This is a genomic window from Geobacter sp. SVR (genome assembly GCF_016865365.1).
Classification (GTDB): Bacteria; Desulfobacterota; Desulfuromonadia; order Geobacterales; family Pseudopelobacteraceae; genus Pelotalea.
In genome coordinates, this window is the sequence record NZ_AP024469.1 from 2,217,124 (window position 1) to 2,231,672 (window position 14,549).

A 14,549-nucleotide genomic window follows, 5' to 3' on the forward strand; every position below is an offset into this window, starting at 1 on the left:
GCATGGAACAGATGGAGATTCTGATAAAACCCGACATGGGGGCGCGTAACTACTGGCGGGACATCTGGCGCTACCGCGAGCTTTTTTTCTTCCTGGCCTGGCGCGACATTCTGGTGCGCTACAAGCAGACCGCCATCGGCATTGCCTGGAGTGTGCTGCGTCCGCTCCTGACCATGCTGGTCTTCACCATCGTCTTCGGAAAGCTGGCCAAGCTCCCCTCCAACGGCGTGCCATACCCGATCATGGTTTATACGGCCATGCTGCCATGGCAGTTCTTTGCCAACTCCCTTACCGAGAGCAGCAACTCGCTGATCGACAATGCCAATCTGCTGAGCAAGGTTTACTTTCCCCGCCTGATTGTCCCGGCCGGCTCGGTTATCGTCAGTATGGTGGATTTTCTAATCTCCGCGGCCATCCTGAGTGGGCTGATGGCATGGTATCGTTTCATCCCCGATGCGAGGATCCTGTTTTTGCCCGTATTCTTCATGATGGCATTCATGGCCTCCTTTGGCGCTGGTTTGTGGCTCTCGGCCCTCAACGTCACATACCGTGATTTCCGCTATGTCGTCCCGTTTCTGGTGCAGTTCGGGCTCTACATCTCGCCGGTCGGCTTCTCCAGCGCCATCGTACCCGAAGAGTGGCGCCTCCTTTATTTCCTCAACCCCATGGTCGGTGTTATCGATGGGTTCCGCTGGGCTCTGCTCGGGGATGCCTTTCCGGTGAACTGGCCCGGCCTGGGTCTTTCCTTCCTGCTGGTGATGCTGATCCTAATGGGCGGCGTATGCTATTTCCGCCGAATGGAACGCAGCTTTGCGGACGTGGTGTAGCGCATGTCCACTGTTATCACCGTAGAAAACCTGGGCAAGAAGTACCTCCTGAACCACCAGTCCGGCCGGCAGCCCTATGTGGCTCTGCGCGACGTGCTCAGTGATGGCATGAGGAGCTTGAGCCGCAAGCTGCTGGGAAGCGGCGCTGGCACCTCACACGGTGCCGGGAGGGAAGAGTTCTGGGCGCTCCGGGACGTCTCCTTCGAGGTCAGGCAAGGAGACCGGATCGGCATCATCGGCAGAAACGGCGCTGGCAAATCCACGCTGCTGAAGATATTAAGCCGCATCACCGAGCCGACCACCGGCAGCATACGGATAAAGGGGAGGGTGGCTAGCCTGCTGGAGGTAGGAACCGGATTTCATCCCGAACTGACCGGCAGGGAGAACATCTACCTCAACGGCGCCATCCTGGGGATGAGCCGGGTCGAGATCAGGAAAAAGTTCGATGAGATCGTTGCTTTTGCCGAGATAGAGAAATTTCTCGATACGCCGGTGAAGCGCTATTCTTCGGGAATGTACGTGCGGCTGGCATTTGCGGTGGCTGCCCATCTGGAGCCGGAGATACTGGTAGTGGACGAGGTTCTGGCGGTTGGGGATGCACAGTTCCAGAAGAAGTGCCTGGGGAAGATGGAAGATGTGTCGGCAAGGGAAGGGCGAACGATCCTCTTCGTCAGCCACAACATGGCGGCAGTCGGCCAACTCTGCGACCGTGGGCTCTGGCTGGAACGCGGCACCATAAAGAGCATGGGGACTGTGTCTAAGGTCGTGGACGCGTATCTTTCAGACGGTGACGCCGCTGCCGGTGTTCGCATCTGGAGCGGCAGCGAATCTGCTCCCGGCAACGAGCGGATTTCACTTCTCGTGGTCCGGGTGCGCGACCATCTCGATGAGGTTTCGGCCCAACTTGATATGGAACATTCTTTCTCGGTGGAACTGGAATACCAGATCCACGCCCCTCATGCCCAACTCCGTACCGGCTTCTGGATCTATACAGCCGAAGGGGTACTGGTCTTCGTAGCCGGCGACAACGAGGATCCGGCCTGGCGGGGAGTGAAGCGTCCGGGAGGACGCTACCTGAGCCGTTGCCGAATTCCGGCCATGCTGCTTAATTCCGGACGCTATTCTGTGACGGTAGCCGCCGATATCCAGGGCTCCGAACTTCTCTTCCTGCAGCACAACGTGCTGAGCTTCCAGGTCGAACAGACAGGACCGACCGTCCTTGACGGCGCTCAGCGTTCACCCGGCATTGTTCGCCCTTCCTTGGCGTGGCGTGTGGAGCGGATGGGCGGAAAGTGAAATGAGCATGCCCAGAATCGTTCTCATCGACGTGGGCGGATGGCAAGGGGGGCTCGGTCGCGGAGTTCACTACCCCAATATCGGCATCGCCTATCTCGCAGCCGCTCTCCAGAGGGCGGGCTACGGCGTGACGGTGCTCGACCTGAATAACGAATATCTAAGCGAAGAGGAGATCCTGACATCCCTGCAGTCGGGCCAAGCGGACTTGGTCGGTCTATCGGTGAAAACCGCCACTATGGGCAGCGCTCGCCGGCTCGGCGCCCTAATCAAGTCCCGCTACCCCCGGCTACCGCTGGTGGTTGGGGGGCCCCATGCCAGCGTCGCCACGACCGAGATTGCAAAAGAACCGTGGGTTGACTACCTTCTCGTGGGGGAGGGGGAGCTTGCCTTGGCGGAGCTTGGCTACCGGGTTGCGGGGGGGATGCTGACCGAGGGGGTGACGGGAGTCGTTTTCTGTCGCACCGACCATCCCTTACCGCCCTCTGTCCCGGCCCGGGTGCCCTGTCTGGATGACCTCGAGTATCCCGACTTCTCGGTTTTCGGCAGCGGCGTGATCGAGGCTGTCCGCCAAAGCTACCCCATCATCACCAGCCGCGGCTGCCCTTACCAATGCACCTACTGCAGCGTGCGCAAGATCAGCGGCTCCACCGTCCGCTACCGCTCTCCCGAGGCGGTAGTGGACGAGCTTGACCGGGCACGGCAGGAGTACGGCATTCGCGGGTTCGAAGTGGTGGACGATTCCTTTAACGTCGACATGACGCGTTCGAAGGATATCTGTCGGCTGTTGATCGAGCGGGGGCTGGTCATGCCCTGGAGCTGTCCAAACGGCATCAGGGCTGACAGGATCGATGCCGAGCTTGCCACCCTGATGGCGCGCTCCGGTTGTCTGGCTGTCATGATCGGCATTGAGAGCGCTGATCACGATGTGTTGGCGGCCGTAAAAAAAGGGGAATCAATCGAGGCCATCGAGAAGGGTATCCGCGTTCTCAAGGAGGCGGGGCTTGGGGTGGGGGGCTTCTTCATCATCGGCCTGCCCGGCGATTCCTACCGGGCGCAGCTGCGTTCGGTCGACTTCGCTCTCAAGCACGGCATCAGCGCCCATTTCAACATGCTGGTCCCCTATCCGGGAACCGAGGTCTACGACTGGGTCGTCTCCCACGGCCGTTTCCTCGAACCTGGCAGCGGGGGGATGCACTTCAGTGACTCGAAAGTACGGCCGGTTTTCGAAACCGACGGTTTCACTGCCCGGGAACGGCAGCGTGCCTACGAGATGGCCCATACCCGCCTGCGGCGTTTCGATATGCTGATCCCGCACACGGTCCCTGTCTGGCGTCGCCGGCTGGAGGTGGCACGGCTCATGCTGCGTTACGACGCCGGCTCGCTCTTGCCTGCGGCCGTCAAGGCCATGGTTCGCGCCGCGATCGGCTCCCGCAACGTCGCTACGCAAAGGGAGGATTGATGATCTACTTGGTGAATCCCCCTTGTCCTCCGGGATCGGTCTCCAACAAGGACACCATGGGAGGGCTGGGACAGCTGTATCCGGCGGGCACCCCGACCATCATGCCCCCCATCGACCTCCCCTATCTCGCTGCCCTTTTCAGAGAGCACCGCCTCTCCTGCGTCACCCTCGACTGTCTCGGCTCCGGGATGGACGCGGGCGACCTGCTCCTGGCCTTGAAAAGAAACCGGCCGCGCCTGGTGGCTCTGCGCACTTCCCTGCCGAGCCTGGAGTGGGACTTGAAGCTGGCCGAACTGATCCGGACGGTTGTTGATACCGAACTGATCATGTTCGGACCCTGCCTGAAGTACCTGGGGGAACTGGCGCTCCGCGACGGTCATGTTGATGCGGTGGTGCCCGGGGAAGCGGAATTGGTCTTGCCCAAACTGGCCGCTGCACCCCCGGGTTCGCCGGTGGCCGGGGTGGTCCGCCGCGGTTCTGCTGTTGTGGACGACGGCGGTCGGATCGAAGACCTGGATGCGCTCCCCTTCCCGGCCTGGGATCTGCTCCCGTACCATAATTACCACTGTCTCGGGCTGGTCCGCAACCTTCGGCCCTTCGTGACCGCGCTCTCCAGCCGGGGCTGTCCGCACGGTTGTGCCTACTGCCCTTATCCGGTCGTGCAGGGGAGGAAGATAAGGCTGAGATCGGCGCAGAACGTGGTGGAAGAGTTGGTCTGGCTGGATCACGGTCTCGGCGTCCGGGCCGTCCTCTTTCGCGACCCAGAGTTCGCTGTCAGCAGGGACCGCGTGGCGGCCATTTGCGAGGGAATGCTTCAGCGCTCCCTTACGCTTTCCTGGCGTTGCGAGACAAGGATCGAGAATCTCGACCCGGAACTCCTCTCCCTTATGGCGCGGGCGGGATGCGTCGGTATCAACCTGGGGGTCGAAAGCGCCAATGAGGAGATCCTGCGCGGGGTTGGCCGCAAATCCTTTCCCTATGAAAAGGCCCGCACCCTGATCGATTGCTGCCACAGACTCGGGATCGAGACGTTCTGTTTCTTCGTGCTGGGTCTCCCCGGCGAGAGCTGGAGGTCGGCGCTTGCCACCATCGATTACGCCCTGGCACTGGCCCCCCGGGCAGTACAGTTCACCGTGGCTACCCCCTATCCCGGAACAGGACTTTGGGAGTGGGCCTCCGGCCACGGTTTCATCGAGGAGGGCAGTTTCAGTGCTCTGACCGGTTACGAGGCGACTATGAGGACGGAGCACCTGCGGATTGACGAACTGGCCTCGCTTAGGGATTACGCTTACCGGGCCTGGAGTATGCGAGGGGCTGCTCCCTGGTTCCGGATCGCGGGGTGCGTAAGAAACCTCAGCCACGAACTGAAAGCAGCTGCCTCATTTCTGAGGGAGCGCCGTGAGGTGAGGGCAAAATCTGTAGCGTGTGGTACGGGAGTTACGAATGGCTAGCAGCCGGGTGGTCGTCATCACCGGTGCCGGCAGCGGCATTGGGCGGGCCACCGCGCTGACCTGCGCTGGAGCGGGGACGGTGGTCGCGGTCTGCGGCCGCTCGATGCTCCCCCTCCGGGAGACAGCATCTCTGGTGGAGACTGCGGGCGGTGCGGCCCGGGCCTATGCCGTTGATGTCAGGGAAACGGAAAGCGTGCGGAAAATGGTCAAGGCGGTGGTCCGCGAATTCGAACGGATAGACGTCCTGGTCAATAACGCCGGCGTCATAGCCGCCAAGCCTTTTCTGGCCTCGAGCGATCAAGAGTGGAACGAGCAGATTGCTATCAACCTGACCGGCACCTACAATTGCTGTCGCGCCGTACTCCCCTCCATGGTGGCCGCTGGGGAGGGAGTGATCGTCAACATCTCTTCCGTCCTCGGCCGGATAGGCATCGCCGGCTATGCAGGCTACAGCGCTTCCAAATTCGGCGTTATCGGTCTCACTCAGTCCCTCGCCGACGAATACCGCGGGTCGGGTATACGGGTCTATGCGGTATGTCCAGGGGGAACCGACACCCCGCTTCACCGTAGTGTGGTCGGTGATGAGGAGGCGAAAAACGCCATGGCCCCTTCGCGTGTCGCCGGGGTGATCGTCGACCTCTTTGATCCCTCCCCGGCACTTCCTTCAGGGAAAGAGGTGGTGGTGGACGACCGGGCGGTCAGGACGCCTTGGATGAAGCGTTTCCTGGAGAAGGTTTGGCACCGGTGAAAGTCCTGGTGGTCTCCAATATCTACCCGCCGTACTTCGTGGGGGGCTACGAACTCGGCTGCTGCAATCTCGTTGAAGCCCTCATCGAGCGGGGGCATGAAGTGCGGGTGCTGACCAGCACCTACGGGGTCAACCGCGAACTTGTCCAGCCCCCCATTTACCGTCTCTTGCGGATCGACTTCGACCGGCTTCCCTCTTTCCCGAAGGTGGTGCGCAAAGAGGCAGCGAACCAGCGCCATTTCCGCCGGCTCTGCGTGGAATTCGTTCCGGATATTGTCTTCTGCTGGAACATGTCCAACATTTCTTTGTCGATCGCCGCCATTGCCGGCGATCTGAAGATCCCGGTCAGGTACTATCTCTTCGACAACTGGCTGGCCACCTGCGAGTTGGACCAGTGGTTCCAGTACTGTCGCTTGTTGGCCCCATTGAGACCTCTGCTTAAGGTACTCCTGCCGCGGTTGAGGTTCCTTGTCCCTGAGGCCCCCTGTCCCCTTGACGGAGCCATCTTTGCCAGCAGCTACCTGAAGGAGGTTGCGCACCTCATGGGTAAGGAGATAACGGCGGCACCTGTTGTCCATTGGGGTGTTCCAGTGCCCGCCCTGCCGGAGGTCACTCACTCCTCGCCGGCTTCCATGCTGTACGTCGGGCAGGTGGTGCCCCTCAAAGGTGTTCACACCGTGGTCGAGGCGGTGGGGATACTGAAAGAGGAACATGGCGTCTCCTCAATCTCCCTCACCGTGGTGGGCGACACCGGCTTCGACCCGGAATACGTTCGCCATCTGGAGAAACTGGCCGAGCGCTATGGTATCTCCGACAGGGTGCGCTTCACCGGGAAGGTCGCTCCGCAAGAGGTGGGGGGATATCTGAACTCGCACGGGCTGTTCGTCTTTCCTTCAGCTTGGGATGAGCCTTTCGGCATCTCACAGGTGGAAGCAATGGCGGCCGGTATGATCGTTCTGGGGACCGCCACAGGCGGCAGCGCCGAGATCATCAAGGATGGGGTAAATGGCCTGCACTTCGAGCGGGAGGATTGCCGGGACTGCGCCCGCCAGATCCTGCGCCTGCTCGAAGACCCGGAACTTTGCAGGCGATTGACAGCTGGGGGGCGCGCGTCGGTAGCCGGAGACTTCAATTTTAGCCGGGTGGTGAATGACCTGGAGCGCCTGCTCGAAGACAGCCGGCGCACTACCACCGGCCGCATGGCCGGTTCCGGGAGGAGCACGACCGGTACCGCCCCGGTTACGAAAGCCGAAGCGGGCGACCTGGTGCAGTGTGCCACGATCACCTTTCACAAGGTTCTTTCCACCCTGATCCTGGCCTGCGTAAGGCTAAGGAGGAAGGGCGCGTCTGAACCGGCGGCGGCAGGCATCACCCTTTTCATCACCCCTGGCGACGCCAGCGACCTCATCCTGGCTCTTCCCTTCCTGCGTGGCTATGCAGAGAGGTTCCCGGACCGGAAGCTCATTGTAGCGGTCAGACCCGAGGTTGTCCCCCTCGTGGCCGGTCTTCCCATCATCGACGAGGTAATTCCCTTCCCGGTGACCGCTCCGGCAGGATGGCAGCGGATGACCCGCGGTCACCTCAGTTGGTGGTGCTATGGGATGAGACTCCCTGCTCTCCTCTCGGGAAAGGTCGGTACGGCCGTCTCCCTCGGATGGAGAAAAGACGCAGCCGGCGCTGCTGGCGCTACCGTGCTGGCGGCGTTGAAGGTCGGACGCAAAATCGGCTTCCGGGATGCCGGTGATGGGCTTGGCAGACAAGTTCTCGATTTCTTCGTCGCTGACGGCCCTGTGCGCCGTTACCCGTGGAGCGGGGTGGCCGCCATGAACGCCCTCTTTGCCTCGCTCGGCGTGACTCTGGACTCCGACTGTCTCACCGCGGTGCCGACCGGCATGGACACCCTGCCTGACGAGGTCGCCGAATTCGTCCGGTCCGCTCCCGGTCCCGTCGTCGTCATCGCCCCGGGAGGTGACTCGTTATGCTGCTGGCCGGTTGAGCGCCATGCCGAAATCGGCCAGTGGCTGCAGACGGAATACGGAGCATCGCTGTTGATTCTGGGCCTCGAGTTCGACCTGAGACGATGTCACGAGTTGCATCGGCAGCTTCCTGCCGGCCGGAAATTCCTGCTCGCGGGCCCCATGTCCGCCGATGAACTCTTTGCAGCCTTGTCTGGAGCATCTGTTGTCATCGGTAATGACAACTGCTTCTTCTACGCCGCTGCTCTCGCCGGGAGGCCGGCGGTTGGCATCTTCGGCCCGACCTCGAACGATCGCCTCGAACTGGGGGGCGGGAGACAGCAAATCGTGCGCACATTCCTCCCCTGCAGTCCCTGCGGTTGCGACTGCCTCTATGACAGGCCTCGCTGCCTGGACGGGGTGGACACCGAGAGAGTTAAAAGGGCCGTGAGAGGCAGGATTTTCGCCGAGCACTACGGCGACACACTCCCTTCCCGCAAAGAAGCGGGATCTGCCGAACCGGGCTACATGCCACCATGCACGGAGAATTAAATGGGAATTTTCACCACCGTTTCAAGGCTGCTTCGAGAACTGAATCGGATGAGATCCTCTGACGGCCGTCCCGACATGAGGCAGCTGTTCCTTCACATGAGGGACATTGAGGTCATGAAGCTGAACATGAAGAACCTCGGCTACCAGTTGGGCCGTACCATGCAGCCGTACCTGGACAACATCCCCTGCGCCGACCAGCCGGCACGGTGGAACTTGGTCAGCAAGGCCTGCACCCAGGGCGATGTCGAAAGCCCCTGGTTCCGTTACTGGTGCAAGGAACTGAAGATCACCCCTTTCTACCACCGGAAACTGTGGGAATTCGCTTTCCTGCTTCAATCCCTGTATGACCAGGACTTCCTGGTACCGGGAAAGAGCGGCATCGGGTTCGGCTGCGGCGAAGAGCCTTTAGCCTCCTATTTTGCCTCCAAGGGGGTTGATGTCCTGGTTACTGATCTGGAACTCGAGAGAGTCCGGGGAGCGGGATGGGTGGAGACCGGCCAGCATGCCAGCAGTCTTGAGAGCAGCTATCATGCGGATCTCTGCAGCCGGGAACTCTTCGACCGGCATGTCCGCCACGCCTACGTTGATATGAATGCAATTCCCGCCGATTACCACGGGTGCTTCGATTTCTGCTGGTCGGTCTGCGCCATGGAGCACCTCGGCTCCATTTGCCAGGGGCTGGACTTCGTCGATAATTCCTTGAAGGTATTGAAGCCGGGCGGCGTCGCCATCCATACCACCGAGTACAACTACCTTTCCAGCGAGAGTACCGTCGACAATATGCCGACCGTCCTGTTCCTGAGGAGACATTTCGAGGAATTGGCACAACGGCTGAACTGCGCCGGGCATCTGTGCTTCGGCCCCTCCTTTGAGATTGGCAATGGTGTTCTCGACCGGTTCATCGATCTCCCCCCTTATGCGTTGGGTGAAGGACTGATCAGGAAGGAACAATGGTCGGAGGTGAACCAGCTCGCCCATCTCAAGCTTGCCATCGAGGGGTATGCCTGTACCTGCTTCGGCATCCTTGTCAGGAAAGGGAACCACGCCGGATGATCGACCGCGGCGTTCGATATTATGTCGACTGCACCGAGACGGTATGCTGTGGACTCAACACCGGTATCCAGCGCACTGTGCGCAACATCATCGCCCGACAGTCCCTGATCCGCGAACGCACCGGTTTGGAAGTGGTACCGGTGGTTTCCTTCGAAGGAACGTTTTATCGATATCACGCCGACCGTGACCGCAGGATCTTTGCGCCGCTGGTGAGCAGGATTCTGGGCGCGGGACGGGATTTCATCGACCGGCTTTTTTTCCGAGAGAAGGTCAACATCGATGGCGTGGCGCCGTTGCCGTCCGCAGGTCCGCAGCACCATCTCGCCCGGGAGCAGGCGCACCGCCGAATCATCGAGTCGTTCCGAAAGGTGATGCCAGTTCTTTTCCACTGTGCCTTCTGGCTTGACAACGGCATCGACTTCCATGGAAAGGCGGAGATTGCGGGTAAAGATGTGATCTTCTACCCCGATGCTTTCTGGTATCGATCTACCCATCTCACCTTCTCCCGCTACCGTGCACTCAAGATATTGCTGCTGCACGACATCATTCCCTTGGCGGCCCCTACCGATTGTGATCCACTTTACTCTTTCTCGTTCCGGAGAAACCTCGCAGGGATCGTGCGCGAGCTTGACGGAATCGTCACCATTTCCCGCTCCGAATTGGTCCACATCGAGCGCTACCTGGACACGATGGATTGCCGGCGCCCCTTGCTCATGTACAACTACTGGGGGGCCGATTTCCTGTCCGCCGGGACGGAACAGGTCGTGAGGGAGGAGTTCCGGCATGCTTTCGCAGCAGCGTCTGTCTTCGTCATGGTCGGAAGTATTGAGCTCCGGAAGAACCACAAGATGGTCCTCGATGCCTTTGATGAATTCTGGCGGCAGGGGGGCGACGCCTCGCTGTGCGTCATCGGGAAAGCAACCTCCCACTGCCGAGACGTCAAACAGCGCATCGATCGTCATGAGCTCCTCGACAGCAAATTATTCCGTTTCGAGAACGTCACCGATGCTGAACTCGCTTACGGGTACCAGAACTGCGCCGCCTTGATCTTTGCCTCGCGGGCGGAGGGGTTTGGGCTGCCCCTGGTCGAGGCGATGTGGTACGGCCGGCCGGTCATCGCCAGCGATATCCCCGTCTTCCGCGAGATCGGTGGGGATTATCCCCGCTATTTCGGCCTGGAGGATGTCCAGGAACTGGTCCGGCAACTCCACGAAACTATTCGGAGTGAGGAGCCCCCGAAGCCGAAGAAATGGCTGACCTGGGATCAGTCGGTGCTTAACCTCTTCGAGAAAATCGCCTCTATGGCGGAACAAGCGGCAGCCGGAAGGACGACGTGAAGATACTGATAAACGCCACCTGCATCGCGACAGCGCGCGCCACAGGCATTGAGCGTTTCGCCCTGCACATCGCGCGTGAGCTCTGCCAGATCGATCCGTCGGTGACGGTGGTGGCTTCGGAGCCGCTGACGGGAATCCCGGATGTGGTGATCCCGAAGGAGTTGGCAGTTTCCCGCTCGCTGCTCGGACGTAGGGAATTCCTTTTCCGCGCGGCGTGGGACCAGACCGTCTTTCGTTCCACGGTCGCCCGCCACAACCCCGACTTGATCTTCTTTCCGATCCAGGACGGCATGCTGGCCCCGCCGGCAAAGCAGGTGGTGACCGTCCATGACTTGCATTACCTCCACTTCCGGCAGATGGGCGATTGCAGCAATGAAATCGGGGAACTCAGGAGACGAGTATTTAGCAGCAAGATGCCGAAGATTTTTGAAGCTTCGGCAGCCATCGTTGCGGTGTCCCAGTCAACCGGCACCGATCTGGTCCAGCATTTCGGCCTGCGGCCGGATCAGGTTACGGTGGTCCACAACGGCTACGACGAGGAGAGGTTCCGGGTTATCCACGAGGTACAGGCGGTATTAAGCCGGCTCGGCCTGCAGGACAAGGCGTACCTGCTCTTCGTGGGGAGCATCCTCAGGCACAAAAATATTGAAAGAGTGGTCGAAGCCGTGGCCAAAGCCAATACCGGACTCGCCCTGGTGGTCGTCGGTGCCAACAAGGACGATGCTTACCTGCGGGCGGTCCAGGCGCGGGCGAGGGAGTGCGGGTTGGACGACAGCATCTTCCGGTATCTCGAATATGTGTCGGACCAGGACCTCCCCGTGCTGTACCGTGGAGCGCTCTCCTTCGTCCTTCCGTCGCTCCACGAGGGATTCGGGGTTCCGATACTGGAGGCTATGGCCTGCGGCACACCGGTTGTTACCTCCAATTGCTCGGCCATGCCCGAGGTCGCAGGGGATGCGGCCGTCTACTGTGATCCCCTCTCCGTCGACAGTATTGCCGATGCTGTTCGTGCCGTGGTATGGAACCAGGAGCTCCGGAACGCCCTTACTACACGCGGCTTTGAGCGAGCCTACATGTTCCGGTGGCGTCGGTCCGCACAGAGGCTGTACCGGTTATTTGAGGAGGTTGTCCACTCGTGAAGATTATCGTTCTAGGCGCCGGCCCCTGCGGCCTGGGCGCCGCCTATCATCTCGATAAACTCGGCCATAACAGCTGGCAGCTCTTTGAGCGCAACTCGAACGTTGGTGGCCTATCTGCCTCGTTCATCGACGATAAAGATTTTACCTGGGACATCGGCGGCCACGTCCTTTTTTCCCACTACACCTATTTCGACAAGGCCGTTGCCGAGGCTTTGGGAGACGCATATTACGAACACCAGCGGGAGAGTTGGATTCGCATCCTGCAGACCTGGGTGCCGTATCCGTTCCAGAACAATGTCCGCCATCTCCCGACCGAGGCCTTGCAGGAATGCGTTGAAGGGCTGCGTAAGCTGCAGGGAGATCCATCACAAACAACCAACTTCCGAGAATGGATGGACACGATCTTCGGCAGCGGCATTGTCAAGTTCTTCATGGAGCCTTACAACCGCAAGGTGTGGGGCGTGGTGCTGGAGACAATGTCGAAGGAGTGGATCGCCGAGCGAGTGAGTGTCGTGGATCTGGGCCGCATCGAGCGTAATATTACCGAGCAGCGTGACGACCTGAGTTGGGGGCCGAACAATACCTTCAAATTTCCGAAACAGGGGGGGACCGGCGCCATCTATGAGGGAATTGCCAGGCCGCTCGGGGACAGGATCCATCTGAACCACGAGATGGTGTCGATCGATCCGGATGCCAAGCGGGTCAGCTTTGCCAATGGACGTGTGGAACCGTACGATGTACTGATCAACACGCCGCCCCTGGATTTGCTCGTCGCAGCATGCTGTGCACTTCCTGAAACGGTACGGGCTGCTGCGGAAAACCTCGTACACAACAGCGGCCTGATCGTGGGATTGGGGATTGAAGAGCGGCGGGATGACAGCAAGTGCTGGATGTACTTTCCTGAAAGTAACTCCCCCTTTTATCGGGTAACGAACTTCCATAATTACTCCCCTTTCAATGTGCCCGGAGGCGATACGAGGCGCTATTCCTCTCTGATGTGCGAAACCACCTATTCCTCTTATAAATCGGTGGATAAGGCAGACATTGTTGATAGAACGGTTCAAGGATTGCACGCCAGCGGCATGATCGATGGGCCGCAGATACAGCGGATCGTCAGCCGCTACCTGATCGATATCCCGTACTCCTACCCGGTGCCGACCCTGGGACGTGACGGTGCGCTCTCCATGATCCAGCCCTGGCTCGAATCAAGGGATATCTATTCCCGTGGACGCTTCGGAGCCTGGAAGTACGAAGTGGGCAACATGGACCATTCCTTTATGCAGGGAGTGGAGGTTGTTGAGCGTCTGTTTGCCGGCGGCAACGAGCCGACCCTGAACGGCCGGGTGTGATGACAAGCCGGATTGCACTGCTCAAGGCTGTTGATGCGCTCCTTGGGCGCCTAGCAGTGCCGCTGGCGACCCTCTGTTCCCCCAGAGCACAACGATCAGAAGCGATCGGTTCCATCCTCCTCATTCGCCCCGGCGGCATAGGCGATGCCGTACTTCTGATCCCTGCGATTCAAGCGATCAGAAAGAAATTTCCCTCAGCTGACATCACGGTATTGGCCGAGCGCCGCAACGCCGCTGCTTTCCAGCTCTGCTCCGAGGTAAACAGGGTCCTCCTTTATGATCGTATTTCCGACTTTCTTGCCGTACTCCGCACCACCTATGACGTGGTCATCGACACTGAGCAGTTGCATCGTCTCTCGGCAGTGGTGGCCCGCCTGACCCGGGCACCGGTCTCGATCGGCTACGGCACCAACCAGCGGTCCCGTCTGTTCACCCATTCCATTCCGTATTCCCACGACACGTACGAAATCGATAGTTTTCTGGGAATGCTGGAGCCGTTGGGGATCGGACTGCATGGGGTTCCGGAACGCTTCCTGGCTGTGCCGGACAATGCCCTCCGGACGGCGGCTTCATTGCTGGAGTCTCTGGCCGGCCGGCCGTTCGCGGCTCTTTTTCCCGGCGCCAGCATTCCGGAACGCAGATGGGGGGCGGACAGGTTCCGGCAGGTAGCGGAGAGGCTGGCCGCCTTCGGGATTCCGGCGGTGGTGGTCGGGGGAAGGGAGGATCGGGAGCAGGGGGAGGAGATTACTGCCGGTGGGATGGGACTGGACCTGGCGGGGCGGACCTCGTTGTCCGAAACCGCGGCGGTGCTTCAGGAGAGCACTTTGCTGGTGAGTGGTGATTCGGGAATATTGCACCTGGCGGTGGGGCTGGGAAAGCCGACCGTGTCACTGTTCGGGCCGGGCAGAGGGAAAAAATGGGCTCCCAGGGGCCATCATATCGTGATCAACAAAGAGCTTCCCTGCTCTCCCTGTACCACCTTCGGCACCACCCCACCGTGCTGGAACAGCGTTCAGTGCATGCGCGATATTGCGGTGGACGAGGTGTTCAACGCGGTGATGATGCTGCTGGCCGCGGAAAGTGCGCTCCCTTCAGCGTGCTGCAAAAAAGAGTGGATCGTGGTTCAGAACAACATCAAGCGCTGATGGGGGCAGGTTCGCAGAGGTTTTCGCTGCAGTTCGCCTCGCCACCACACGTGAAGCAGTAGAATTTCGGGTCACTGTTGACCCTGGCGATCTCCTCCAGCAACCCGTTGCTGCGCAGCATGCACAGGTGTCCGTGATGATCTGCCCCGCATCTGCATTTGACCTGGTTTTCCATGGCTGTTTCTCCTTTCGTTTTGTCGGCATGGCCGGTAAAATTATTCCACCCTAGCAGAAAATG

The 14,549-nt window shown here is 60.2% G+C and carries 12 protein-coding genes; 11 read left to right on the forward strand and 1 reads right to left on the reverse strand.

Translation table 11 applies throughout. The features are described 5' to 3' along the window. The first annotated feature begins 2 nt into the window (after nucleotides 1-2). The 11 genes from GSVR_RS10280 to GSVR_RS10330 all read left to right on the forward strand — a co-directional run bounded on the left by GSVR_RS10280 (nucleotide 3) and on the right by GSVR_RS10330 (nucleotide 14,311). A complete protein-coding gene (locus GSVR_RS10280) occupies nucleotides 3-827 on the forward strand; it encodes an ABC transporter permease (RefSeq protein ID WP_173199546.1) in 825 nt (274 codons plus the stop codon). 3 nt (nucleotides 828-830) lie between these two features. Beyond that, nucleotides 831-2,123 carry an ABC transporter ATP-binding protein gene (locus GSVR_RS10285; protein ID WP_173199544.1) on the forward strand — a complete coding sequence of 431 codons (1,293 nt, stop codon included), beginning with the start codon at nucleotides 831-833 and terminating at the stop codon, nucleotides 2,121-2,123. A gap of 1 nt (nucleotide 2,124) precedes the next feature. Next, nucleotides 2,125-3,582 carry a B12-binding domain-containing radical SAM protein gene (locus tag GSVR_RS10290; protein ID WP_173199543.1) on the forward strand — a complete coding sequence of 486 codons (1,458 nt, stop codon included), beginning with the start codon at nucleotides 2,125-2,127 and terminating at the stop codon, nucleotides 3,580-3,582. Further along, on the forward strand, nucleotides 3,582-5,033 hold the full coding sequence (locus GSVR_RS10295) for a radical SAM protein (RefSeq protein WP_173199541.1): 1,452 nt from the start codon (nucleotides 3,582-3,584) through the stop codon (nucleotides 5,031-5,033). The genes GSVR_RS10290 and GSVR_RS10295 overlap by 1 nt, the downstream gene beginning before the upstream one ends. Then, nucleotides 5,026-5,781, forward strand: a complete 756-nt coding sequence (locus tag GSVR_RS10300) for an SDR family NAD(P)-dependent oxidoreductase (RefSeq protein WP_173199539.1) — start codon at nucleotides 5,026-5,028, stop codon at nucleotides 5,779-5,781. The genes GSVR_RS10295 and GSVR_RS10300 overlap by 8 nt, the downstream gene beginning before the upstream one ends. Next, nucleotides 5,778-8,288 carry a glycosyltransferase gene (locus GSVR_RS10305; RefSeq protein WP_239077541.1) on the forward strand — a complete coding sequence of 837 codons (2,511 nt, stop codon included), beginning with the start codon at nucleotides 5,778-5,780 and terminating at the stop codon, nucleotides 8,286-8,288. The genes GSVR_RS10300 and GSVR_RS10305 overlap by 4 nt, the downstream gene beginning before the upstream one ends. A gap of 114 nt (nucleotides 8,289-8,402) precedes the next feature. Beyond that, the gene (locus GSVR_RS10310; RefSeq protein ID WP_173199535.1) at nucleotides 8,403-9,341 is read left to right on the forward strand and encodes a hypothetical protein; all 939 of its coding nucleotides are present in this window, start codon (nucleotides 8,403-8,405) and stop codon (nucleotides 9,339-9,341) included. Beyond that, nucleotides 9,338-10,678 carry a glycosyltransferase family 1 protein gene (locus GSVR_RS10315; RefSeq protein ID WP_173199533.1) on the forward strand — a complete coding sequence of 447 codons (1,341 nt, stop codon included), beginning with the start codon at nucleotides 9,338-9,340 and terminating at the stop codon, nucleotides 10,676-10,678. The genes GSVR_RS10310 and GSVR_RS10315 overlap by 4 nt, the downstream gene beginning before the upstream one ends. Continuing rightward, complete coding sequence (locus tag GSVR_RS10320) at nucleotides 10,675-11,817, forward strand: glycosyltransferase family 1 protein (RefSeq protein WP_173199531.1); 1,143 nt, start codon at nucleotides 10,675-10,677, stop codon at nucleotides 11,815-11,817. The genes GSVR_RS10315 and GSVR_RS10320 overlap by 4 nt, the downstream gene beginning before the upstream one ends. Beyond that, nucleotides 11,814-13,166, forward strand: coding sequence for an NAD(P)/FAD-dependent oxidoreductase (locus tag GSVR_RS10325; RefSeq protein WP_173199529.1), 1,353 nt, complete (start codon nucleotides 11,814-11,816; stop codon nucleotides 13,164-13,166). The genes GSVR_RS10320 and GSVR_RS10325 overlap by 4 nt, the downstream gene beginning before the upstream one ends. Continuing rightward, the gene (locus GSVR_RS10330) at nucleotides 13,166-14,311 is read left to right on the forward strand and encodes a glycosyltransferase family 9 protein (protein WP_173199527.1); all 1,146 of its coding nucleotides are present in this window, start codon (nucleotides 13,166-13,168) and stop codon (nucleotides 14,309-14,311) included. Before GSVR_RS10325 ends, GSVR_RS10330 begins: the two co-directional genes overlap by 1 nt. On the opposite strand, the gene GSVR_RS10335 is transcribed toward GSVR_RS10330, so the two are convergent. Next, on the reverse strand, nucleotides 14,301-14,486 hold the full coding sequence (locus tag GSVR_RS10335) for a hypothetical protein (protein WP_173199525.1): 186 nt from the start codon (nucleotides 14,484-14,486) through the stop codon (nucleotides 14,301-14,303). The genes GSVR_RS10330 and GSVR_RS10335 overlap by 11 nt on opposite strands. Nucleotides 14,487-14,549: the final 63 nt, after the last annotated feature.